Source organism: Pseudomonas sp. 008, assembly GCF_016861935.1.
GTDB lineage: Bacteria > Pseudomonadota > Gammaproteobacteria > Pseudomonadales > Pseudomonadaceae > Aquipseudomonas.
On the sequence record NZ_BOMA01000009.1, the window covers coordinates 112143 to 134796 of the forward strand.

The window sequence follows — 22654 nt, forward strand, 5'->3', positions numbered from 1 at the left end:
CGGCACAGACACAGCGCGAAACAGCATGAGCTGCTTCGCAATCAGGCATGTGTCAGACGAAGCAGAGGGACAGTGGCTCGGCGATATAGGCCGGTTTGTCCGATCCTTCGATTTCAAGCGTAGCGGTGGCCTTGAGCAGCCATTGGCCGGGTTTCTTCTCGGTGACGTCGTTCATGTCGACCTTGAGTCGAACCCTGGAATTAACCTTCACAGGCTGGATGAAACGCACGCTGTCCAGGCCATAGTTGACCACCATCTTCGCGCCTTCGGGCAGGATGAGGATGTCTTCCATCAGTTTGGGGATCAGCGACAACGACAGGAAACCATGGGCGATGGTGCTGCCAAAAGGCGTTTGCGCGGCTTTGACCGGGTCGACATGGATGAACTGATAATCGCCTGTGGCTTCTGCGAACAGGTTGATGCGTTCCTGGTCGATGGTGAGCCATTGGGAACATCCGAGTTCCTTGCCGACATAATCTTTGAGCTCTGCAACTGGAACATAGGGCATTGAGACTCTCCTTGGGTTCATCGGATTTATAGTTTTTCGAGTGGGGGGCTTGACCTCCCTGCGAACCACTTTAGATCAACATGACAAATTGCTCCGGTCAACTGACCATGCTTTTGGCGAATGCCGACTCATAGCGTGCTTATAATGTCGGGCCCCTTCTTGGTGGGGGAGAGCGCGGGAGAGGATGGATGTTGTTACGTGGCCTGACTTGGCTGGTGCTGTTTCAATTGCTCGGCACAGCCCTCAATCATCTGTTTTTGCCGGTGCTGCCGGGGCCGATCATTGGCCTGCTGTTGCTGCTGGTGTATCTGATCAGCCGCGGTCAAGTCGGCGAACCGCTGAACCTTGCGGCCAGCAGCCTGCTGCGTTATTTGCCGTTGCTGCTGGTGCCGCCGGCCGTGGGCGTGATGGTCTACGCCACTGACATTGCCGCGGATTTCTGGGCGATCACCGGTGCGCTAGTGTTGTCGCTGGTGCTGTCGATGGCCTTCGCCGGGGTGCTGATGCAGCGCCTGGTCAAGCGTCACACCCATTCCGAGGACAGCCAATGATGTTCGATTGGCACGGCGCCTGGGCGTCGGTGATTCATCATCCGCTATTCGGCATCGGCATTACGCTGGGCGCGTATCAATTGGTGCTGGCGGCGTTCGAGAAAACCCGCTGGATTTTTCTGCAACCGGTGCTGGTCTCCATGCTGCTGGTCATCGGCGTGCTGGTCAGTTGCGGCCTGAGTTACGTTGAGTACCGCAAGAGCACCGAGATCCTCAGTATCTTGCTCGGGCCAGCCACCGTTGCGCTGGCGGTGCCGCTGTACCTCAACCTGCGGCGGATTCGACAGTTGTTCTGGCCGATATTTACTACGCTGGTGATAGGTGGCGTGGTCGCCACGGGCATGGGTGTGCTGCTGGGTTGGTGGTTCGGCGCCGAACACATGATCCTGATGACCATGGCCCCCAAGTCGGTTACCTCGCCGATTGCCATGCTGGTGGCGGAGCAGATTGGTGGCGTCGCGGCGCTGGCGGCGGTGTTCGTGTTGATTACCGGGGTGATCGGAGCGATCTTCGGGCCGAGTCTTTTGACTCGTCTCGGTGTCCACAGCCCGGAGGCCCGCGGTATGGCACTGGGCATGACCGCCCATGCGGTCGGCACCTCCGTGGCCTTGCAGGAAAGTGAAGAGTGCGGCGCCTTCGCGGCGCTGGCGATGAGTCTGATGGGCGTGGCCACGGCGGTGTTCCTGCCGTTGGCGGTGTCGATGGTGGTGTAAGGAAATGTCTATGAGTCTGCCGCTTTTCCCGCTGAACACAGTGCTGTTTCCGGACTGCATCCTCGACTTGCAGATTTTCGAAGCGCGCTACCTGGACATGATCGGCCGTTGCATGAAACAGGGCAGCGGCTTCGGCGTGGTGTGCATTCTTGAGGGCGAAGAAGTCGGCATCGCTCCTGAAGGCTACGCGCGGGTGGGGTGCGAGGCGCTGATCACCGATTTCCATCAGCAGGACAACGGCCTGTTGGGCATTCGGGTAAAGGGCGGGCGGCGTTTCCACGTGGTGCGCACCGAGGTGCAGCGCGACCAGTTGATCGTCGCCGAAGTCGAGTGGCTCAAAGATGAACCTGAGCAACCGCTACAGGATGAAGATGCCGACCTGGTCGCGCTGCTCAAGGCCTTGGCGGAACACCCGATGGTCGAAGCACTGAGCATGGGCACCGAAGCGACGGGGCAACAGTCGCTGGCCAATCAGTTGGCGTACCTGTTGCCTTTTTCCGAGGTGGACAAGATCGACTTGCTGCAACTCGATGATCCGCAGCAACGGCTGGATGCGATTCAGGCGTTGCTCGATGAGTTGCAGGGTGAGTTATTTGCCTGATTTCAGGTGATTGATTGCGTGGGTAAGTCGAACGCCGCGTTAACTCTGATTTTCCGACAGTGAAGGCCAGACGATATCGTTGGCAAACCACTCCTTGTTGCCACTGAGCAAAAGAACCGGTTTGCCAGCCGCTGCAACTTCAGTGATCAGACGGTCATATTCATCTGTGTTGTTGGCGCCAGAGTGTGTTCGTTCTTCCACTCTTCTGGCGTAGCTGTCATCGGCGGCATCGGCGTGATCCTGCAGATCTTTGACTCGTACCGCTTTTTGGTAGCCGGAATCAAATACCCAGATCCGATCGGCGCTGATGCCTCGTCTCGAGACTGAAAGTAGTGCTTCCAGATCATCCTCGGGGAACCAGTTCGGGCCGTTTGCTGCGCGGTTGAACGCATGGTTTTCTTCGCCCAGTACGATTTCCATGTTTCGGCTGTCGATTGCATAAACGAACTGAATTTGTTGTTTGTGCCTGGTCGTTTCGTAGTTGCGCTCCAGGTCGAGTTGCAGCGAACTGTCCGATTCTGAGCCGCTGCTGGCGTTTTGCGAGGTGGCGGAAACATCGGAAACATCGGAGGCGTCGGAGTCGTCATCGGGTTGCTTGCCCGGGTATTTATTGGTTTGACTGTTGTAAAGCAGATACTCCGGGTCCGGCTCGTCCGCACCATACATTTTTGCGGCCTTCAAACTCACTGTGACGCTCATGGCTTTTTGGGTGGTTGCATAGGGTTTGTGGTTGTAGCGGGGCAGCATCCAGCCATCATTCGCCAGTTCAAACGGTGTGCGCTCATCCCCCCTGAATACAGCGGGGATATCGGTCCGGTACAGGCAGTTGTTTCTGTTTCGCGAGTAGCCAGCTTTTACCAGAAAGCTATCGAGAAACTCGTTGGTCAAACTGAGATGAAGCTCATACAGGCCGGTAGTTGCTGTTCCGTTCCTCAGGTGACGTAAGTTTGGCTCTATCTCGCTGTACAGCAGGTCGTGTCGATGAGGATTGCCAGTCTCGCTGCTCATCTGCTTATGCTGTTCAGCCCATTCGGGAATCTTGAGATTTTCCAACATGTCCTTGTGCAGACGCGTTTGCTGTCCCGGGGATAAATTGTAAGACCTTAGAAGTGTTTCGAGCTCGTTGGCCGTTTTGTCTGGATAGAGCGACTTCAGTGGACCATCGATCAATTGAGTCCGTGGATTCTGACCTTGTTGCGTAATGCTCGGGCGTGAGCTTGCAGGAGTGTCTGTAACGCTCCGTTGCTCACTTGGAGACTGGACTCTTGGATGCTTATCGGGGAGGGTTGTTTCAAGCACTGACTCATTGGCCAGGGAACGTTTCAGACTGACTGTTTCTCTCGCCTGAAGCCGCTGACTCCAGGTGGCTTCCCCATCGTTTTTGTAAAGCGCAGGTCCTTGCGGCTGTTTTTTGTAAAGGTCTGTCGCTCGATAAGCCCCGGCAGCGTCATCGAATTCCACATAGACGGTTCCTTCGTTTTTAACGTCTACAAATTTGCGTGAGACGATTGTCCGAAACCCGTGTTCGTCAGGCAGTGGCATGGTCCGCAGCATGGCGGGGCGCAATAAATAGGGGGCCAGACCCGAGTTTGCCAAGGGTTGTAAAGGTTGTCTGACGAGGATTTCCGTAATGTCCAGTTTCGTAGGCACGGGAACCCCTCTGTCGAGTGATATTGCGACAGTAGCGCCGCTCCCGTGTTCAGGCCTCGCCGGGTGTGGCGTTTGCCCATGATGAAAAACGGAGCTGCCAGGCATTGCAGATGGCGGAAGTAGGGTGTCTGGCCGTAAGCGCGGCGGATTGACGTTGATTGTAGAGATGTCAACTGCGGGAAGCTTTGTAGGAGGTTTTACAGGCATGGTAGAGGTGCTCAAATCCGTTTAAGCAAAGAAATTTTATAGGGCTTATGTAACAAATGACTTACGACATGGGCGCCACGGTGGGCCAAATAATATCGTCGGAAGAGATCGCCTGGTTTTCCGGGAGTTTGATCCCCCAGCCTTTGTCGACAACTTGAGCAACCAACTGATCATAACGATCCCGGTTATAGGCTCCGGTCCAGGTTTCATGTTCTAAAGCGTCAGCGTTGTTACCTGCCTGCTCGTAAACATCATTGACGGGAGCGGCACGTGTCAGATCGGAATTGACCAACCATACCCGGTCGGAACTCAAGCCCCTTTTCGATATTGAGATAACGCCTTCCAGCGCGTCGGGCTGGAAGCTTGCCGAGCCATCACTATTGAGATAGAGGTTTTCTCGTCCCGGCACTACCTCAATACCTCGGGTGTCGATCATGTAGATAAAACCAACATGTTGCCTGTATCTGATGGGTTCATAGTCTCGCGACTTATCAAGGGTAAATGAGCTGTCGGAATCCGAATTCGATGACTCATTACGGTAGTCCTCATCAGAATCATCATCATTCCTGCCTTTTGGATGCTTTCGCAATCCAGGAAACAGATTGGCCTGGGCGTTATATCGCAACTTGTCGTTTTTCGCGTGCCCACCCAGATTGCTTGCATATTCCTTCGCATCCGACAGGAGAAAAGTAGCGCTTTGCGCTCGTTGTGTGACCGTTTGGGGAAGCCCTTCGCGCGCGATCATCCGCCGATCCCTTGCCAGTTCGAACGGCGTTCGATCATCCCCCCTGAACAAGGCGGGAATATCGGTACGGTATAAAAGACCATGTTTGTTGCGCTGATAACCGATCGACGCGGAAAAATGGTCGAGAAACTCACTGGAACAATATAAATCAGGTGGGGAATAATCGCGTTGCGGTCGACGTCTCAGTTGGGGGATAACAAGCGCAACCTGTGCGGCAATGAGGTCGAACCTTTGAGGGTTGTCCGCTTGTGAAGATAAGTGCTTATGAGTTTCCGCCCACGCAGGGAAAGTGCGAGTTTCGTTCATGTCTCGAAGTAAACGTGTAAGTTGGCCGCTGCTTAAGTTGTACGATTCGAGTAACTCAAAGCGTTCGCTTCTTGTCTTGTTCGGGTATAGCCATTTCAAAGGCCCATCGATTAACAGCCCTCCCGCATCGATAGAGTCGACGGTATCGGGTGTGCTCGACTGAGCGGTCAAGCCAGACACTGTTCTCTTGGTACTGGGTTGGGAGGCGAGTGACTCTTTCTCCAGAGAGTCCGAGCGCTTCCTGCTGTGCCCGGGTTGCGCCTCGATAATTGGAGGTTGATGTATGGCAGATTGATCAGGATTGCCTTCGCTGATCGCTTCTTTTTGACGCCAGGTCAGAGCTCCCTCATTTTTGTACAGCGCGGGGCCGGGAGGGAGCTTCTTGTAGAGATCAGTTGCGCGGTAGGTTCCGGTGACGATGTCGAACTCCACATACGCGGTTCCCTCATTTTCGATATCTACAAACTTGCGCCCTTTCATCCATCGGAACCCTTGGCCATCGGGTGGTTGCATACCGCTTAGCAGGGCGTGTCGCAGCAAGTACGTCGCCAGGCTGTCCTTGGTTGCCAGTGCGCTGGGTTGCACCCCTGGAGTATCTGATATGTCTACCCCCGATTCGGGCGCCGATACGTCTTCGACGCTATTTGATACGCCGATATTTATTTCATCTGGCGGGAATGGCTGCCGGCCTTGAAGATGAGAATCGTGTGGGTTGACTATGGCTGAGTGTTGTCTCGTTGGCGTTTCGTTTCCGGTAGGCAATCTGGGGGGGGGCAGAGCGTCAGGTGATAAGTTGACTCCGTCCGGTTTTAATCGATGTGGCGGTTTTGGACGCATGTTGGCGCTCCTTGACGTTTAATAATTGGGGGGCTGAATAAACGTGGAATAAAGGTTTAAGGCGGATCAGGTTAGTCTACGATTTCCAGGTTTTCGATTCTCAAACTGCGCGACCAGTCCGTGTCGATAGTCCAGTTGTCAATTTCTGTGTCGTAATAAATGTTTCCTGGTGTGGCGTCATTTGTTCGAAGGTTTTCGATGCTGATCAGTTCGGCGACAAGGCCGTCGTTTCGTTTGTGTTTAATGATGTCCGATACAATAGCGGCAATGCTTGGGTAGCGATTCGCGTTGAGGGCATGTAGGACGGCAACTTCGAACAAAGGGTCGATGCGATAGTGGCTCCCGGATGAAACAATAACGTTGATCGTTTCCAGTGGTATGTCAGACACTTCGGTATTTGGCAGTTGAATATGGACACTTCCAATTTTCAGGAAGTTGTTTTTAATGTTTATCCCATCCCGGGTGATGTTTTCTGCAAGACGAAGCGTGTAAATGTTCCAGGTCGAGCCGCTGGAGGTTTTGGCCGCGGCACCGGGAGTCGACAGCCGCAGGGATGTATTGTCGGTCGGGTAGAGGTCATAGGATGACGCTTGTCCTTCCAGCGAATAAACGGAGCTGTGTGACACTGAATCGATATCGACACGCTGCGGAACCGCTTTCAAAAGACGTCTGTCGCAGGTGGGTTTGGCGAATACATATTTTCCTGGTTTTTCACGCAATGAGCCGGTGCTGTCGATGACTCTGTACCCGGGATGTTTGTTGTCATCGAGGTAGGCGTTTTCAGGGAAGTCCAGCCAGTAGGATTTACCGTTACGCATTACCAGGGTGAACGAGTGAACGCTCTTCCAGCCCGAGGACATGATGCCGGCGCCCCTATCGGTTTTTTTTCCGGGATCCTCTTCAACACTGCCGTGAATCAGAAGAGAGCTTGCGTTCTTGAACGAAATCTGGAAATGCGTGTTTGAATAATTCAGGTAGCTAAAGCTGTGTCGAGGAGTAGAGGTCACTGTGTAAATAGCGTTGATCTCTGTGATTTCGTCACTGTCAAAGTCTACGTATAAAATGCTGGATGTATGGCTGTCAGGCGTGTCGACGAAGAAGACGGTTCTGTAAGTCTCACGGGCCACAAAGTAGGATGAGTGCTTGGTGCTGGGGACTCGTTGAACGCGGCTGTTGACAATGATGGGCGGTGTTTTTGGCGTTCCCATGACTACCACAATGACCTTGACCCTCTGTTCCGTCAGACCGTTTATAACGGCAGGCAGATCGGCCTTTAGTTGGTAACCATCCTCGGTGATAAATAAAAGCCTGGGGTTGCGTAACGAGCGTTTGTCCGTCAGCGTTTCATACACGTCATTAATGACCAGTTGCCGTTCCGGTTGGAAAGACTCCGTGTTTTGCAGGGATGAAATGACCAAAGCGTTTTCGCGGATGTGCCAGTCCTGAACACGCTCTAGCGTGACGCCAAGGTGAATGACGCTGAGATCTTGGCCATCTTCTGCAATGGACACTGAATGCGTCATGCCGTTGAGGTAGTAGGTGTCCGCACCGCGACCACCATTGACTCTGCAGTCGTTGCCTCGAATAACGATCTGATCATCGCCCGCGCCGGCATTGATGCGGTCGTGGCCGTTTGCAATGATGTAATCAGCCTCGTCGGAACCTGTAACCAGGTTATATGCACCGGCCAGGGTTTCGACTTTTTCGATGGAGTGGATGTTTGAGTGCAGGGCTGGAGCGGTAGCGGTATCCGGTGATCGTAACCCGAGCTTTCCGCTCTTCAGATCAACGTCGTACCCGACATAAAAAGTGTCATCCGGCCCATGGCGTACCGGAACATGCTTGCCCTGAAGCGATAACGTGTCTGTGCCGGCTCCGCCTCGTAATGTATTGACCTGTCCGGTTGGCGGCGCTTTCTTGAGGCTTTGAGCGGCGGACTGGAAAAGGAACGAATCGTGCTTTTCGCCTCCCTTCAGCGTTTTAATGCCGGAGGAATAGCTGAAGTAGTTCGGTTTGCTTCGAACTCCAATGATGCTGTCGTTACCGCCGCCTAGCTGCCAGAGGACGCCTTTCGAAGGACCCGTTTCACCGACAAGGGCATTGGGAATGCCTGTCGGAAGGCCTTCTGTGGCGTCGTAGACGTCATTGGTCTCTTTGACCACGGGTACGTTGACCGTTACAAAGGAGGGTTCACCGCTGGCTTCATCCCATTCGAACTTATGGTGCCGGGTGGGTTGTAATTGCACTTCATATCGCCCGTTCACCACCGCTTCGACACTGTCCTTCAGTTCATTTTTGAGCCAGTCGGTGCTGGTGCTATCGAGCGCCTTGGCATAATCGCTGTAGGTTTTGGCGACGGCAAAACGGTCCAGGACCTCTTTGTCCTGATTCTGACCGGTAAAGGCAAACCAACCTGCCCGCCAGCGTTCATGCATGCTCAACTCGATGTAATCGTCGATGTCGTCAACCGTCCGTGCAGCACCATAAATTCTGGCGCCGACAATCAATATCGCGGCGGCGGCGATTCCCACGGGGCCGGCGGCTTTGAATCCGAGTAGCGCGGCGCACCCCAGTATGGTGGAAAGACCTGCGCTGGTCAGGCTGAGCGCGGCATTGAAGTAATGGTCCTGCGCTTCTTTTCCCTTGGCATCGGCGGCATCGTTGAACGATTTGATCGCAGTGTAGAGATCGAAGGGAAGCGTCAGGACGCTGGCCATCAGGCCGGCCCCTCTACTCAGTACTTGTCCAATGGTTGTTCTGCCGAAATGTTCAAATGTTTTTGCTCCGCTGCGAATCATGGCCTCGCCGGTCTTCGCCAGGCCGCGTTCGATAATCAGCGAGCCGATTTCTGCTGCGCCTCCCCCGACATTGATCGCAGCTTCGTCCCAATGGCCTTTTTTGATCGCTTCAGCTGTGCCGATAATCGCGCTATAGAGGCCGTATGCCTGAAGACCGACGCCCATGGAACTCATGCCATAACTCTTGGTCCTGTCAATCCAGGCAGGCAAATGATCGGGCAAGGGGTTTTTGTTGATGTCCAGGCGTTGAGTTGATTTCAACAAGCTACCGATTTTCTGAACGGGCACTGTCGAGGCGTCTGACTCTTTTAACAAGGGAGGAGCGGTGGTTGAGCGTTGTGTGGCGATTTCAAAAAGCAGAGTGGCGGGGATGTGGCTCTGGTGTACTTCCACTGCTTTGATACGTTGTTCGACTTTGGCAGGATCAAACTCCAGTGAATCGATGAATACCTGATCAGGTATTGCAAAGTAAGTGTTGGTGCTGGTAACGAGTTCACCGTTAATCATGGCGCCCATCGCATGAAGTTCTATGCGACTGACCGAAAACTCTCCGATGTGCAGAAAGCCAAATAGTGCGTCAAGATCTTGAAGGTTGGGTTGTCTGGGTTTTAGTTCAAGCGAGTTGGTTTCTGAAGTTTGCGTAATATGACGGGATTCAACCAGTGGTGTGGCGGAGGAGGGTGATAAAATATCTGTGATATTTATAGCGTCATTTCTATTTGTTAGCGTGACGGATAGGGGCATGAATTTTATCTTTTATGGGTTGTTTTTAACTGATGAGTGCTCCGTGAGTGGTGGTGAATATTGCATGGCGTTTTGTCTGTTTCGATGATATTTGTTTTTCTGGATGTTTGTTGTTTTTGATAATTGTGGGGACTCTGTTTAAGAAAAAACTAATAACTAGATCGATGATCTAGTTATTAGCAGTGAGTGCGGCAAGGTATCGGGAGGGGGCAGGTCTGGTCATGTCCAATGAAACCCGAGCATTGCGCCCGGTTTTTTCGTAGCCGTAGTCAGTAGGCATATCGCAGCATTGCATGTGGCAAATGCCGCAACGCAAAGAACCCAAACAGCACTATCAGCGCCGGCAATATCAGCCACCAGACCTTGGGTGGCATCGCGTTGAGCGGCGTCTGACGCTGGCTCAGCCACAGGCTCGCCGCGCACACGCACGCCGCCAGCATCGCGCCGGCCAGCACATCCGTTGGCCAATGCGCGCCCAGATACACCCGAGACAGAGCAATCGCCAGCGCCGGCAAGCAGCCGAGCAGCAACCACGTCAGACGCATCCGCGGCGGTTGGTCGCGACCGGCCAGTACGGCCAGTGTCAGGAACAAGGCGAATGACCCCGAGGCGTGACCGCTGGGCATGCTGTAGCTGGTGAGTGGGTCGCTAAGCACTTCCGGGCGCACACGGGCAAAAAACTGCTTGGTAAACGTGTTGCCGAGGGCGGTAAAGAGCAGGGTGCCACCGGCGAAGATGGCCTGACGCCATTGTCGGGTAAGCAGCAGCAAGCCGGTCAGCAGGGCGCTGAACACCAGCATGTTGCGGAACTCGCCAATCAACGTAAATGTGACGGCCACTTCATCGAGCATCTGGCTACGGTGCTCCTGCACCAGGGTCATCACACCTTGATCGAGGGCGGTCAGGTGCGGGTAGCCGATAAACAGCCCCACCAGAATCAGAAAGCTCATGCCGGTAATCAGCGCCGTCGCTTTGCGATGGCGGCCCATGCTGCTGGTAATACTCAAGCCCACCATGACGGCGATGCTGCCTGCGACGACCCCCGCCTCAAGCCAGAAACCTTCCGGCAACGGCAAGCGAATCGCCGCGCCTGTGGCCCAGCCGGGTATCAGATAGGCAACGCTCCAGCCCGCGGCGGCCAACAGGCTGACGGCGGCGAAGCGGGGGAAGGGCATGTCGAACATTCCTGCGACCATCGGCAGCATTGGTCGCAACGGGCCGATAAAGCGTCCGACTAACAGGCTGGCAATGCCATAACGCTGAAAATACGCTTCGGCCCCGGCGATCCATTCCGGATGATGGCGCAACCCCGGCAGGCGCCGGATGTTCTGGTGGAAATGTCGCCCCAGGAAATACGAAACGATGTCGCCCAGCACGCCGCCGAGGAAACCCAGCAGCAATGTTTCACCCAGCGACAGTGCGCCACTGCCGGCCAGTACTGCCACGGCAAACAACAACACCGTACCGGGTACGATCAGCCCGGCAATCGCCAGGCACTCCACACACGCCACTACGAACACTGCCATGGCCAGCCACTGCGGATTGACCGTCAGCCAACCGGTCACGCTATCGAGCCATGGGCCCATAAAAACAACTCCATCGAATGTTCACTTGGCCCCAAAGGGGTGAATCTCCCAAATGCTGAAAGACCGCTCCCACTGGGATTCCCGTTTGCCTGGGCACGTTTCAAGTCAGCAAAAAATAATCGCGCCCTTCGACCTGACCCCGACGCAACGGGTTGCGTGTGCAGTACGGCGCGTAAGCCGCATCGACGAAGCGGTACATTAAATGTTCGTCGCGCCCCTGGGGGATGCCCAGACGTGTGGTCTGGATGATGTGGCCGGGCGCAGGCCCGATGTCTTCCACCAGCAGCACTTCATGGTCAAAACGCTTGGCGTCCCAGACCGGCACCTTCAGCCCCAGCGCCTTGCACAGCAACGTCTGTCCGGCGCACAGCTTTTGTGAGGGGCGAGGGCGGCCCTGGGCGTCGGGATTGTTCAGCAGCATCTGCGCCAGGCTGGCTGGCCCGCTCAGTTCATCGACCCATGGATAGGCGGATTTGATCAGCACCGCATTGCCCGGACCTTGGGCACTGAAGTTCAGGGAATCGCCGCCGCGGGCGTAATACATATAAATGTGGCCGCCATCCAGAAACAAAGCCTTACGCTTTTCTGTGTAACCCAAGGAGGCGTGGCTGCCTTTTTCTTCGCAGTAATAGGCTTCGGTCTCGATAATCCGGGCGCTGAGCCACAGGTCGTCGACCCGGTGGCGGATGATTTTGCCCAGCAGATCCCGGGCCAGTGTTTGGGCATCACGGTCGAAAAATGCATCCGGCAGCGCCTTGGGCGTGCGTGTGTCGGCGGTGCGAACGGTCAGATTAGTCATGATGAACAGCGTTTATCAGGGCTGATTGAGTCGTGATGATAACAATATGCGGCTTAATCACGGCTGAACGTCGGCAAATTGCTCTCCATTTCGACCATCCGCCCGTCACCGCTGTTAGTCCCGAGACGCGACAGCTATAATCTGCCGCTTTCCTCTTTACCAAGACCACAGCAGACCATGACTGAGTCCGTTCTTGACTACATGACCCGTTTGGGTCGCGCCGCCCGCGAAGCTTCCCGCGTGATCGGCCGTGCCAGCACCGCGCAGAAAAACCGCGCCTTGCAGGCGGCCGCCAATGCGCTGGACGCCTGCCGCGCCGAGCTGTCCGCAGCCAATGAACTGGATTTGGCCGCCGGCCGTGCCAATGGTCTTGAGCCGGCCCTGCTGGAACGCCTGGCGCTGACTCCGGCGCGCATCGACGGCATGATCGTCGGTTTGCGTCAGGTCGCGGCCTTGCCGGACCCGGTCGGCGCGATCCGCGACATGAGTTACCGGCCGTCGGGCATTCAGGTCGGCAAGATGCGCGTGCCGTTGGGCGTGATCGGGATCATCTACGAGTCCCGGCCTAACGTGACCATCGATGCTGCCAGCCTGTGCCTGAAGTCCGGCAACGCGACCATCCTGCGTGGCGGCTCCGAAGCGATTCACTCCAACCGCGCCATTGCCGCCTGCATCCAGCGCGGCCTGGCCGAGGCCGATCTGCCGGCCGCGGTGGTGCAAGTCGTCGAAACCACCGACCGTGCCGCCGTCGGCGCGCTGATCACCATGCCCGAATACGTCGACGTCATCGTACCCCGTGGCGGCCGTGGCCTGATCGAACGGGTCAGCCGCGATGCCCGCGTGCCCGTCATCAAGCACCTGGACGGCATCTGTCACGTCTACGTCAGTGCCCACGCCGATCTGCCGAAAGCCCAGCGCATCGCATTCAACGCCAAGACTTACCGTTACGGCATCTGCGGCGCGATGGAAACCCTGTTGGTCGATCACGCCGTCGCCAAAGAGTTTCTGCCGGCGATGGCTGCCCAGTTCCGCGAAAAAGGCGTCGAACTGCGCGGTTGTGAGCGCACCCGGGCGATCATCGAGGCCGTCGCGGCCACCGAGGAAGACTGGACCACCGAATACCTGGCGCCAATCCTCTCGATTCGCGTGGTCGACGGGCTGGATCAGGCCATCGAGCACATCAACCAGTACGGCTCCCATCACACCGACTCGATCGTCAGCGAAAACCTGGCCGACACCCGGCGTTTCGTGGCTGAAGTCGATTCGTCCTCGGTGATGATCAACACCCCGACCTGCTTCGCCGATGGCTTCGAATACGGATTGGGTGCCGAGATTGGCATTTCTACTGATAAGCTGCACGCCCGCGGCCCGGTGGGCCTCGAAGGTCTGACCTGCGAGAAGTACATCGTGGTCGGTGACGGTCAGCTGCGCGGCCAGGAGTCGCTCTGACTTGGGCGACCTCGACCCGTCAGCCCCAGTGACCGCCAGCGAGCCCCGGCCTCGACGCATTGGCGTACTGGGCGGGACCTTCGACCCGGTGCACATCGGCCATTTGCGCGGTGCGCTGGAAGTCGCCGAATCGCTGGCTCTCGATGAGTTGCGTCTGACACCCAGTGCCAGGCCGCCCCATCGGGACAAGCCGCAGGTATCGGCGAAGGACCGTCTGGCGATGGTCAAGTGCGCGGTGGCCGGTGTGGCACCGTTGGTGGTGGATGCCCGCGAATTGCAGCGGGACAAGCCGTCCTACACCATCGACACCCTGGAACTGATGCGCGCCGAACTTGCCGCTTCAGACCAGGTTTTTCTACTTTTGGGCTGGGACGCATTTTGCGGCCTGCCCACTTGGCACCGCTGGGAAGAGTTGCTCCAGCATTGCCACATCCTGGTGCTGCAACGCCCGGATGCCGACAGCGAACCGCCGGATGCCTTGCGCAACCTGCTGGCAGCACGTTCGGTGAGCGACCCGCTGGCCCTCAAAGGGCCGAGCGGACAGATTGCATTCGTCTGGCAGACACCGCTCGCGGTATCCGCCACCCAGATCCGTCAACTGCTGGCCAGCGGTAAGTCGGTACGTTTCCTGGTGCCCGACGCGGTCCTGGCCTACATCGATGCGCACGGACTTTACCGTGCGTCGAACTGAAAAAGGGCGCGCTTCAAGGCACGTGAATGCGTGTATCGAAGCGCCCGAACATACGAGCAAAACGAGTTTTATATGACTGACAAAGACGTAAACAAAGTAAAGCGCAAGGGCACATTCAAGAGCGCACCGCTGCCAGTAGAAGCACCAACTGGTGCGCCACTGGCCGGCGAAGAGCTGGTCAAGGTTGCCGTAGCAGCCCTGGAAGACGTCAAGGCCCAGGACATCCAGGTGATCGACGTTCGTGAAAAGCAGAGCATCACTGACTACATGATCATCGCCACCGGTACGTCCAACCGCCAGATCGGCGCGATGCTGGACAAGGTCCGCGAAGCCGTCAAAGCCCAAGGCGTCAAGCCGCTGGGTGAAGAAGGCAAGGGCGACAGCGACTGGGTGCTGCTGGATATGGACGACGTCATCGTGCACATGATGACCGCCTCGGCGCGCCAGTTCTATGACCTGGAACGCCTGTGGGCCGGCGCCGAGCAAAGCCGTTCTGCCAGCGCTGCACACCACAGCCCTGAGAACACCCATGAGCATTTCACCAAGCTCAACAAAGACCAGCAATAAGGGAACGCTGTGCGACTGCGACTGATCGCCGTCGGTTCACGCATGCCCAAGTGGGTGGAAGAAGGCTGGCATGAATATGCCAAGCGTCTTCCTTCCGAGCTGGCGCTGGAACTGGTGGAAATTCCGCTCAACACCCGCGGCAAGAACGCTGACGTGGCGCGCTTTATCCGTCAGGAAGGCGAAGCCATGCTGGCCAAGGTCGGGCCGAACGAGCGCGTTGTCACCCTCGAAGTCCACGGCAAGCCCTGGAGCACCGAGCAACTGGCGGTCGAACTCGATCGCTGGCGGCTGGACTCGCGCACGGTGAATTTCATGGTCGGCGGCCCCGAGGGGCTGGCGCCGGAAGTCTGTGCCCGGGCGGATCAACGTTGGTCGTTGTCGCCGTTGACGTTGCCGCACCCGCTGGTGCGGATTCTGATCGGCGAACAGCTGTATCGTGCCTGGACAGTGCTGTCCGGCCACCCTTACCACAAGTAGTTCTGCCCTCATGTCCCAGCCGATCCGCATCAAGGACCACGAAAAAGACGCCCGTCTGGTGCGTGGCCGCGTCGTGTTCGGGGCTATTGCGGTAGTGACGCTGATAGGCGTGCTGATCGCGCGGCTGTATTTCCTGCAGGTGATCCAGTACGAGTACCACTCGACCCTGTCGGAAAACAACCGCGTCCATGTGCAGCCGATTCCGCCGACTCGCGGACTGATCTACGACCGCAATGGCGTGGTGGTGGCCGATAACCGGCCCAGCTTCAGCCTGAGCATGACTCGCGAACGCTCCGGCGACTGGCAGCAAGTGCTCGATGTGATCGTCGAAGTGCTTGAGCTGACGCCCGAGGACCGGGTGATCTTCGAGAAGCGTATGCGTCAGGGGCGTCGGCCGTTCGAGCCGGTGCCGATCCTGTTCGAGCTGACCGAAGAGCAGATCGCCCGCATCGCGGTGAACCAGTTCCGTCTGCCGGGTGTGGAAGTGGTCGCACAGCTGGTTCGTCACTATCCGCAGGGCGCGCACTTTGCGCACTCAGTGGGATATATGGGGCGGATCAACGAGAAAGAGCTCAAGTCTCTGGACCCGGTGAGTTACAGCGGCACCCATCAAATTGGCAAAACCGGCATCGAGCGCTTCTACGAGCCCGAGTTGCACGGTCAGGTTGGTTACGAAGAAGTCGAGACTAACGCCCGTGGCCGCGTGCTGCGGGTACTCAAGCGTACCGAACCGATTTCCGGCAAGGACATCGTCCTGAGCCTGGACATCAAATTGCAGGAAGCCGCCGAAGCCGCACTTGGCGGTCGCCGTGGCGCGGTCGTGGCGCTGGATCCGGCGACCGGCGAAGTGCTGGCGATGGTCAGCCAGCCGAGTTTCGACCCGAACCTGTTCGTCACCGGCATCAGTTTCAAAGCTTACTCCGAGCTGCGTGACTCCATCGACCGGCCACTGTTCAACCGCGTGCTGCGCGGTCTGTACCCGCCGGGCTCGACCATCAAGCCGGCGGTGGCGATTGCCGGCCTGGATGCGGGCGTGGTCACGGCGTCGACCCGGGTGTTCGACCCGGGCTACTACATGCTGCCCAACTACGATCACAAGTACCGCAACTGGAACCGTACCGGTGACGGCTTTGTCGATCTAGACACGGCGATCATGCGTTCCAACGACACCTACTTCTATGACCTGGCGCACAAGCTGGGGATTGATCGGTTGTCGTCCTACCTGAGCAAATTCGGCATTGGCCAGAAGGTCTCCCTGGACATGTTCGAAGAGTCGCCGGGGCTGATGCCGACACGGGAATGGAAGCGCGTGACCCGTCGTCAGGCCTGGTTCCCGGGCGAGACGCTGATTCTGGGGATCGGGCAGGGCTATATGCAGTCCACTCCGTTGCAACTGGCGCAGGCCACGGCACTGGTGGCCAACAAGGGTGTCTGGAATCGTCCGCACCTGGCCAAGACCATCGAGGGCGAGAAGCCGAAGGATGAAAATCCGATGCCGGACATTATCCTGCGCGACCCTTCGGACTGGACCAAGGTCAATCACGGCATGCAACAGGTGATGCACGGTGCCCGGGGTACGGCGCGCAAGGCATCGATCGGCGCGCAATACCGGATCGCCGGCAAAAGTGGTACGGCCCAGGTGGTCGCGATCAAACAGGGCGAGAAGTACGACCGCTCCAAGGTGCAGGAGCGCCACCGCGACCACGCCTTGTTCGTCGGCTTCGCGCCGGCCGACAACCCGAAAATCGTGGTGTCGGTGATGGTCGAGAACGGCGAGTCCGGCTCCGGCGTCGCCGCGCCGGTGGTGCGTCAAGTGATGGACGCCTGGCTCCTCGACCAGGACGGCCGACTGAAAGCCGAATACGCCAGCCCTATCAGTGCGGAGGCTACGGCCCGTGAAGAATAATTTCGATCGCATGCTCTCCAGCGAGGATGTGATGCGTCGCCGTGCGACGCTGTTGCAACGCCTGCACATCGACGGCCCGCTGCTGATCCTGCTGCTGACCCTCGCCGCCGGCAGCCTGTTCGTGCTGTATTCGGCCAGCGGCAAGAGCTGGGATCTGTTGGCCAAGCAAGCCACTTCCTTCGGCATCGGCCTGGTATCGATGATCGTCATCGCCCAGTTCGAACCGCGCTTCATGGCCCGCTGGGTGCCGCTCGGCTATGTGGTCGGCGTGATCTTGCTGGTGGTGGTGGACGTCATGGGCCATAACGCCATGGGGGCCACCCGCTGGATCAATATCCCTGGTGTGATCCGCTTCCAGCCCTCGGAATTCATGAAGATCCTGATGCCGGCGACCATCGCCTGGTACCTGGCCAAGCGTTCCTTGCCACCCCAGCTCAAGCACGTGGGGATCAGTCTGGTGCTGATCGGTGTCCCGTTCATTCTGATCGTGCGTCAGCCCGACCTTGGCACTTCGTTGCTGATTCTCGCCGGGGGCGCGTTCGTGCTGTTCATGGGCGGCCTGCGCTGGCGCTGGATCCTCAGCGTGATTGCGGCCGCCGTGCCGGTGGCCGTGGCGATGTGGTTCTTCATCATGCACGACTATCAAAAGCAGCGAATCCTGACCTTCCTCGACCCCGAAAGCGATCCGCTGGGCACGGGCTGGAACATCATTCAGTCGAAAGCGGCCATCGGTTCCGGTGGCGTGTTCGGCAAGGGCTGGTTGCTCGGTACCCAGTCGCACCTGGACTTCCTGCCAGAAAGCCACACCGACTTCATTATTGCGGTGCTGGGTGAAGAGTTCGGCCTGGTCGGTATCTGCGCGCTGTTGCTGATTTACCTGCTGTTGATCGGTCGAGGGCTGGTGATTACCGCCCAGGCCCAGACATTGTTCGGCAAGTTGCTTGCGGGCAGCCTGACCATGACGTTTTTTGTTTACGTTTTCGTCAACATCGGTATGGTCAGTGGCCTGTTGCCGGTGGTAGGGGTGCCGTTGCCGTTCATTAGCTACGGAGGAACTTCGCTGGTGACGCTACTGTCAGCGTTTGGGGTTTTGATGTCGATCCATACCCATCGCAAGTGGATCGCGCAGGTTTGAATAAGGTGAAGATTTCAATGCAAGTAATGCGTGGCTGGGCGACTCGATACGCACCGTGGGTCGGCCTGGTGAGCATCCTTGGTTCCGTGCAGGAAGCATTGGCCGGCGATTACGAAGGCTCACCCCAGGTGGCCGAGTTCGTTGGTGAAATGACCCGTGACTACGGCTTTGCCGGTGAACAGCTGATGGGCGTGTTCCGCGAAGCCGAGCGCAAACAGTCGATTCTGGACGCGATCTCCAAACCCGCCGAACGCGTCAAGCAGTGGAAAGAATATCGCCCGATGTTCATCACCGACGCGCGCATCGCCCGTGGCGTGGACTTCTGGCGTCAGCACGAGGCGGTGCTGGCCCGTGCGGAGCAGGAATACGGTGTGCCGGCGCAGGTGATCGTCTCGATTATCGGCGTCGAGACCTTTTTTGGTCGCAATACCGGTAATTATCGGGTGATCGACGCCTTGTCGACCCTGGGTTTCGACTATCCTCCCCGTGCTGATTTCTTCCGCAAGGAGTTGCGTGAATTCCTGCTGCTGGCCCGTGAAGAGCAGGTCGACCCGTTGACCCTCAAAGGCTCCTACGCCGGGGCCATGGGCTTGCCGCAATTCATGCCGAGCAGTTTTCGCGCCTATGCGGTGGATTTCGACGGTGACGGCCACATTAATATCTGGACCAACCCCGATGATGCCATCGGCAGCGTCGCCAGTTATTTCAAGCAACACGGCTGGGTCGCCGGCGAACCTGTGGTCAGCCGTGCCGATGTGCGCGGCGATCAGGTGGACGACGGGTTGACCGACGGCATCGAACCTACGAAAACCGTCGGGGAGTTGCGGGCGCTGGGCTGGTCGAGTCATGATGCGCTGCGCGATGATATGCCGGTCACGGCTTTCCGCCTGGAAGGTGACAATGGCCCTGAATACTGGATGGGCCTGACGAATTTTTACGCGATCACGCGTTATAACCGCAGCGTGATGTACGCCATGGCCGTACATCAACTGTCTGAACAGCTGGTCCAAGCACGGGGCGTCAAGTAATGCGGGCATTGCCTATGAATAAACCCCTGAAGCTCATGGCATTCGCCGCGTTGGCGGTGCTGGTCGCCAGTTGTTCGACCAGCCGCTCACCGACTCAGAAGTCTTCCACCGCCGTTCGTTCGGCCCCCGGCCTGGATATCAACCGGGCGCACAAGGATGGCGCACCCTGGTGGGACGTCGACGTATCGCGCATCCCGGATGCCACGCCGACCCTGCACAGCGGTCCTTATAAAGCCAACCCGTACACCGTGCTGGGCAAGACCTATTTCCCGCTGCAGGAATCCAAGACCTACGTCGCGTCGGGCACGGCGTCCTGGTATGGCACCAAGTTCCACGGCCAGAACACCGCCAACGGCGAGGTGTATGACCTGTATGGCATGAGCGCCGCCCACAAGACCTTGCCACTGCCAAGTTACGTTCGGGTGACCAACCTGGACAACAACAAGACGGTGATTCTGCGGGTCAATGACCGTGGGCCGTTCTATTCGGACCGGATCATCGACTTGTCCTACGCGGCTGCCAAGAAGCTTGGCTACGCTGAAATCGGCACGGCGCGGGTCAAGGTCGAAGGCATCGACCCGCAGGAATGGTGGGCGCAGAAAGGTCGTCCGGCGCCGTTGATGCTCAACGAGCCGCAAGTGGCGCAAAATGCCGCGCCGACCGTGACTGCTTCCACTGGCACCGTCGAGCAATGGACGCCACCGCCGCAGCAACACGCCGCAGCCGTTGTGCCTGTGCAGATCGATGCAAAAAAAAACGCTTCTGTACCAGCCTCTGGCCAGTATCTGCAGGTGGGCGCGTTCGCCAACCCGGACGCTGCAGAGCTCCTGAGATCGAAGCTCAGCGGGATGGTGAGCGCTCCGGTGTTCATCAGCTCGATCGTGCGTAACCAGCAGACACTGCATCGGGTGCGCATGGGGCCGATCGGCTCTGCGGGTGAAATCCAGCAGGTGCAGAACAGCGTGCGGCTGGCCAATCTCGGTTCACCGAGCCTGGTCAGCGCCGAGTAACACGTAGTACTTGATTGACGGTTCGCTTGCGGTTTGGGGGGCGAACCGGGTTGTTGGCTCGTTGAAGAACAAAAGCCCGGCAAGGGTTACAGAGTGAGCAACTGAACACGTGACAGCTTTTTGAAAAGTTGTCTGATTAGTTTTGCCCTAGGGCAGTTTCCATTAGCGATTTCGAGAGACGGATGAACATCACCACCTTTGCCAAACGCCTGTGCCTGCTAGTCCCGCTGCTTCTCTCACCCGCGGCTTTCGCGGTCGAGATGATGCCGTCGCCACCGCAATTGGCCGCCAAAGCCTACGTACTCATGGACGCCAGCAGCGGCAACGTGCTGGTAGAGAACAACGGTGACCAGCGTCTGCCGCCGGCCAGCCTGACCAAGCTGATGACCGCGTACATCGCGACCCTGGAAATCCGTCGTGGCCAGATCGGCGAAAACGATCCGGTGACCGTCAGCGAGAACGCCTGGCGTACCGGTGGTTCGCGGATGTTCATCAAGGTCGGCTCGCAAGTTACCGTCAGCGACCTGCTGCACGGCATCATCATTCAGTCGGGCAACGACGCCAGTGTTGCGCTCTCCGAGCACATCGCCGGCAGCGAAGACGCATTCGCCGACCTGATGAACAAAACCGTTGCTGATCTGGGCATGACCAATACCCACTTCATGAACCCGACCGGTCTGCCGAACCCGGAGCACTACTCGTCGGCTCACGACATGGCCGTACTGGCTCGCGCGATCATCCACGAAGACCCGGCTCACTACGCGATCTACTCGCAGAAAGAGTTCTTCTGGAACGGCATCAAGCAGCCTAACCGCAACCTGCTGCTGTGGCGCGACAAGACTGTCGACGGTCTGAAAACCGGTCACACCGACGAAGCCGGCTACTGCATGGTGTCTTCGGCCGTACGTGATGGCATGCGCCTGATCGCCGTGGTGTTCGGCACCAACAGCGAAGTGGCTCGTGCTGCCGAAACCCAGAAGCTGCTGACTTACGGTTTCCGCTTCTTCGAAACCCAGACCTTCTATCAGAAAGGCGCCGAGCTGGCTCAGGCACCTGTCTGGAAAGGCACCACCAATCAAGTCAAGGCCGGCCTGGCTGAAGACCTGACCATGACCTTGCCAAAAGGCCAGCTGAAGAAGCTTGCTGCCAGCATGACCATGAACCCGCAACTGGTTGCACCCATCGCCAAGGGCGACGTGATCGGTAAAGTCGAAGTGAAACTGGACGACAAAGTGGTGCACAGCGCCGACCTGATCGCTCTGGACGCAGTCGACGAGGGTGGTATCTTCCGCCGCATGTGGGATAGCATCCGTCTATTCTTCTACGGCTTGTTCAACTGATAGTGTGCACCTGCATGGCCCCGCGCTGATCCGGCGTGGGGCCTTGCTGTCGCCACGGCTTACGCTTACGAGGCCGTTACGCCATGACCGATACCGAAGTAAAGGCGCCTAAGATCGAATTCCCCAACGTTGATTACCCGGTTAAGGTGATCAGCGATACGGGTGTGGGCAACAAAGACAAGATCATCGAGATCGTCAAGAAACACGCGACGATCAACCATGACCGCGTTGATGAGCGCCAAAGCACCAACGGCAAGTACACCACGATTCAGTTGCACATCGTCGCCACCGACCAGGACCAGCTGTACAACATCAACAGCGAGCTGCGGGCTACCGGCTTCGTGCACATGGTGCTGTGATGCCTGGCACGCTGGGCTTTCGCGAACTCGGCCAGATGGCTTACGAGCCGGTCTGGCATGCCATGCAACGCTTCACCAACGAACGCGGCAGCGATGCCGCCGACGAGATCTGGCTGGTCGAGCACTCTCCGGTGTTCACCCAGGGCCAGGCCGGCAAGGCTGAGCACCTGTTGCTGCCAGGCGATATTCCGGTGGTGCAGGTCGATCGCGGTGGTCAGGTGACCTACCACGGTCCGGGCCAATTGGTGGCCTACCTGTTGCTGGATGTGCGCAAGCTGGGGTTCGGCGTGCGTGACCTGGTCAGCCGCATGGAGCAGTGCCTGATCGAGTTGCTGGCCAGTTATGGCGTGACCGCATCCGCCAAGCCGGATGCACCGGGTGTCTATGTCGATGGCGCGAAAATCGCGTCCTTGGGGCTGCGGATCCGCCACGGTTGTTCCTTTCATGGCCTGGCCCTGAACGTGGATATGAACCTGGAACCGTTTCGACGGATTAATCCCTGCGGCTATGCCGGGCTGGCGATGACCCAGCTGCGCGATCACGCAGGACCGATTGAATTTGCCGAGGTAAGTGCCCGGCTGCGCGCGCAGCTCGTCAAACACCTCGACTATGCTGAGCAGACGACCCTAACGGGCGGAATCGATTGA

At 57.8% G+C, this 22654-nt stretch carries 20 protein-coding genes; 14 read left to right on the forward strand and 6 right to left on the reverse strand.

What is annotated here, in order from left to right; genetic code table 11:
- Nucleotides 1–52: 52 nt before the first annotated feature.
- On the reverse strand, nucleotides 53–508 hold the full coding sequence (locus tag JUI81_RS19260) for a MaoC family dehydratase (protein ID WP_018925744.1): 456 nt from the start codon (nucleotides 506–508) through the stop codon (nucleotides 53–55).
- Nucleotides 509–696: 188 nt separating this feature from the next.
- On the opposite strand from JUI81_RS19260, the gene JUI81_RS19265 reads away from it, so the two are divergent.
- The 3 genes from JUI81_RS19265 to JUI81_RS19275 are packed head-to-tail and all read left to right on the forward strand — an operon-like array spanning nucleotide 697 to nucleotide 2373.
- Complete coding sequence (locus tag JUI81_RS19265; protein WP_019581353.1) at nucleotides 697–1059, forward strand: CidA/LrgA family protein; 363 nt, start codon at nucleotides 697–699, stop codon at nucleotides 1057–1059.
- Nucleotides 1056–1772 (forward strand): LrgB family protein, encoded by a 717-nt coding sequence (locus tag JUI81_RS19270; protein WP_007937459.1) that lies wholly within the window; start codon nucleotides 1056–1058, stop codon nucleotides 1770–1772. The genes JUI81_RS19265 and JUI81_RS19270 overlap by 4 nt, the downstream gene beginning before the upstream one ends.
- 10 nt (nucleotides 1773–1782) lie before the next feature.
- Nucleotides 1783–2373: an LON peptidase substrate-binding domain-containing protein gene (locus JUI81_RS19275; RefSeq protein ID WP_018925747.1), complete on the forward strand. Its 591-nt coding sequence runs from the start codon at nucleotides 1783–1785 to the stop codon at nucleotides 2371–2373.
- A 39-nt stretch (nucleotides 2374–2412) separates the two neighbouring features.
- Here the strand turns inward: JUI81_RS19275 and JUI81_RS19280 are convergent, their stop codons facing one another.
- The 5 genes from JUI81_RS19280 to JUI81_RS19300 form a co-directional block, all read right to left on the reverse strand.
- Nucleotides 2413–4023: a hypothetical protein gene (locus tag JUI81_RS19280; protein ID WP_204124834.1), complete on the reverse strand. Its 1611-nt coding sequence runs from the start codon at nucleotides 4021–4023 to the stop codon at nucleotides 2413–2415.
- Nucleotides 4024–4291: 268 nt separating this feature from the next.
- Nucleotides 4292–6118, reverse strand: coding sequence for a hypothetical protein (locus JUI81_RS19285; RefSeq protein ID WP_204124835.1), 1827 nt, complete (start codon nucleotides 6116–6118; stop codon nucleotides 4292–4294).
- A 71-nt stretch (nucleotides 6119–6189) separates the two neighbouring features.
- Nucleotides 6190–9660, reverse strand: a complete 3471-nt coding sequence (locus JUI81_RS19290) for a calcium-binding protein (protein WP_239077712.1) — start codon at nucleotides 9658–9660, stop codon at nucleotides 6190–6192.
- Nucleotides 9661–9929: 269 nt separating this feature from the next.
- Complete coding sequence (locus tag JUI81_RS19295; protein WP_204124836.1) at nucleotides 9930–11246, reverse strand: bifunctional DedA family/phosphatase PAP2 family protein; 1317 nt, start codon at nucleotides 11244–11246, stop codon at nucleotides 9930–9932.
- Between the two features lie 100 nt (nucleotides 11247–11346).
- Nucleotides 11347–12045 (reverse strand): DNA-3-methyladenine glycosylase, encoded by a 699-nt coding sequence (locus JUI81_RS19300; RefSeq protein ID WP_204124837.1) that lies wholly within the window; start codon nucleotides 12043–12045, stop codon nucleotides 11347–11349.
- A 177-nt stretch (nucleotides 12046–12222) separates the two neighbouring features.
- Here JUI81_RS19300 and JUI81_RS19305 point away from each other — a divergent pair, with 177 nt between their 5' ends.
- From JUI81_RS19305 to lipB, 11 genes are all read left to right on the forward strand, one after another.
- Entirely contained in the window at nucleotides 12223–13494 is a 1272-nt protein-coding gene (locus JUI81_RS19305) for a glutamate-5-semialdehyde dehydrogenase (RefSeq protein WP_204124838.1), read from the forward strand.
- 1 nt (nucleotide 13495) lies between these two features.
- Nucleotides 13496–14185, forward strand: coding sequence for a nicotinate-nucleotide adenylyltransferase (nadD, locus tag JUI81_RS19310; RefSeq protein ID WP_018925751.1), 690 nt, complete (start codon nucleotides 13496–13498; stop codon nucleotides 14183–14185).
- 72 nt (nucleotides 14186–14257) lie between these two features.
- Nucleotides 14258–14752 carry a ribosome silencing factor gene (rsfS, locus tag JUI81_RS19315; RefSeq protein ID WP_019581345.1) on the forward strand — a complete coding sequence of 165 codons (495 nt, stop codon included), beginning with the start codon at nucleotides 14258–14260 and terminating at the stop codon, nucleotides 14750–14752.
- 9 nt (nucleotides 14753–14761) lie between these two features.
- Nucleotides 14762–15229, forward strand: a complete 468-nt coding sequence (gene rlmH, locus JUI81_RS19320) for a 23S rRNA (pseudouridine(1915)-N(3))-methyltransferase RlmH (RefSeq protein WP_007937439.1) — start codon at nucleotides 14762–14764, stop codon at nucleotides 15227–15229.
- 10 nt (nucleotides 15230–15239) lie between these two features.
- Complete coding sequence (gene mrdA / locus JUI81_RS19325) at nucleotides 15240–17135, forward strand: penicillin-binding protein 2 (RefSeq protein WP_018925753.1); 1896 nt, start codon at nucleotides 15240–15242, stop codon at nucleotides 17133–17135.
- A gap of 31 nt (nucleotides 17136–17166) precedes the next feature.
- Nucleotides 17167–18270, forward strand: a complete 1104-nt coding sequence (gene rodA, locus JUI81_RS19330; protein ID WP_050438283.1) for a rod shape-determining protein RodA — start codon at nucleotides 17167–17169, stop codon at nucleotides 18268–18270.
- 17 nt (nucleotides 18271–18287) lie between these two features.
- The gene (mltB, locus tag JUI81_RS19335; RefSeq protein WP_018925755.1) at nucleotides 18288–19298 is read left to right on the forward strand and encodes a lytic murein transglycosylase B; all 1011 of its coding nucleotides are present in this window, start codon (nucleotides 18288–18290) and stop codon (nucleotides 19296–19298) included.
- On the forward strand, nucleotides 19298–20308 hold the full coding sequence (locus JUI81_RS19340) for a septal ring lytic transglycosylase RlpA family protein (protein ID WP_026286382.1): 1011 nt from the start codon (nucleotides 19298–19300) through the stop codon (nucleotides 20306–20308). The genes mltB and JUI81_RS19340 overlap by 1 nt, the downstream gene beginning before the upstream one ends.
- A 182-nt stretch (nucleotides 20309–20490) precedes the next feature.
- Nucleotides 20491–21648, forward strand: coding sequence for a D-alanyl-D-alanine carboxypeptidase family protein (locus JUI81_RS19345; RefSeq protein ID WP_018925757.1), 1158 nt, complete (start codon nucleotides 20491–20493; stop codon nucleotides 21646–21648).
- 83 nt (nucleotides 21649–21731) lie between these two features.
- Nucleotides 21732–22007 carry a DUF493 domain-containing protein gene (locus tag JUI81_RS19350; RefSeq protein ID WP_003215438.1) on the forward strand — a complete coding sequence of 92 codons (276 nt, stop codon included), beginning with the start codon at nucleotides 21732–21734 and terminating at the stop codon, nucleotides 22005–22007.
- Nucleotides 22007–22654: a lipoyl(octanoyl) transferase LipB gene (lipB, locus tag JUI81_RS19355; protein ID WP_019581344.1), complete on the forward strand. Its 648-nt coding sequence runs from the start codon at nucleotides 22007–22009 to the stop codon at nucleotides 22652–22654. The genes JUI81_RS19350 and lipB overlap by 1 nt, the downstream gene beginning before the upstream one ends.

Bases quoted from the DNA above. Each gene is read 5' to 3' on its own strand.
- JUI81_RS19350 (WP_003215438.1), top strand. From the start codon at position 21,732: ATGACCGATACCGAAGTAAAGGCGCCTAAGATCGAATTCCCCAACGTT.
- JUI81_RS19265 (WP_019581353.1), top strand. From the start codon at position 697: ATGTTGTTACGTGGCCTGACTTGGCTGGTGCTGTTTCAATTGCTCGGC.
- JUI81_RS19300 (WP_204124837.1), bottom strand. From the start codon at position 12,045: ATGACTAATCTGACCGTTCGCACCGCCGACACACGCACGCCCAAGGCG.
- JUI81_RS19340 (WP_026286382.1), top strand. From the start codon at position 19,298: ATGCGGGCATTGCCTATGAATAAACCCCTGAAGCTCATGGCATTCGCC.
- rodA (WP_050438283.1), top strand. From the start codon at position 17,167: ATGCGTCGCCGTGCGACGCTGTTGCAACGCCTGCACATCGACGGCCCG.
- rsfS (WP_019581345.1), top strand. From the start codon at position 14,258: ATGACTGACAAAGACGTAAACAAAGTAAAGCGCAAGGGCACATTCAAG.
- JUI81_RS19275 (WP_018925747.1), top strand. From the start codon at position 1,783: ATGAGTCTGCCGCTTTTCCCGCTGAACACAGTGCTGTTTCCGGACTGC.
- JUI81_RS19305 (WP_204124838.1), top strand. From the start codon at position 12,223: ATGACTGAGTCCGTTCTTGACTACATGACCCGTTTGGGTCGCGCCGCC.
- JUI81_RS19345 (WP_018925757.1), top strand. From the start codon at position 20,491: ATGAACATCACCACCTTTGCCAAACGCCTGTGCCTGCTAGTCCCGCTG.
- mltB (WP_018925755.1), top strand. From the start codon at position 18,288: ATGCAAGTAATGCGTGGCTGGGCGACTCGATACGCACCGTGGGTCGGC.
- JUI81_RS19290 (WP_239077712.1), bottom strand. From the start codon at position 9,660: ATGCCCCTATCCGTCACGCTAACAAATAGAAATGACGCTATAAATATC.
- JUI81_RS19285 (WP_204124835.1), bottom strand. From the start codon at position 6,118: ATGCGTCCAAAACCGCCACATCGATTAAAACCGGACGGAGTCAACTTA.
- JUI81_RS19295 (WP_204124836.1), bottom strand. From the start codon at position 11,246: ATGGGCCCATGGCTCGATAGCGTGACCGGTTGGCTGACGGTCAATCCG.
- lipB (WP_019581344.1), top strand. From the start codon at position 22,007: ATGCCTGGCACGCTGGGCTTTCGCGAACTCGGCCAGATGGCTTACGAG.
- mrdA (WP_018925753.1), top strand. From the start codon at position 15,240: ATGTCCCAGCCGATCCGCATCAAGGACCACGAAAAAGACGCCCGTCTG.
- JUI81_RS19260 (WP_018925744.1), bottom strand. From the start codon at position 508: ATGCCCTATGTTCCAGTTGCAGAGCTCAAAGATTATGTCGGCAAGGAA.
- JUI81_RS19270 (WP_007937459.1), top strand. From the start codon at position 1,056: ATGATGTTCGATTGGCACGGCGCCTGGGCGTCGGTGATTCATCATCCG.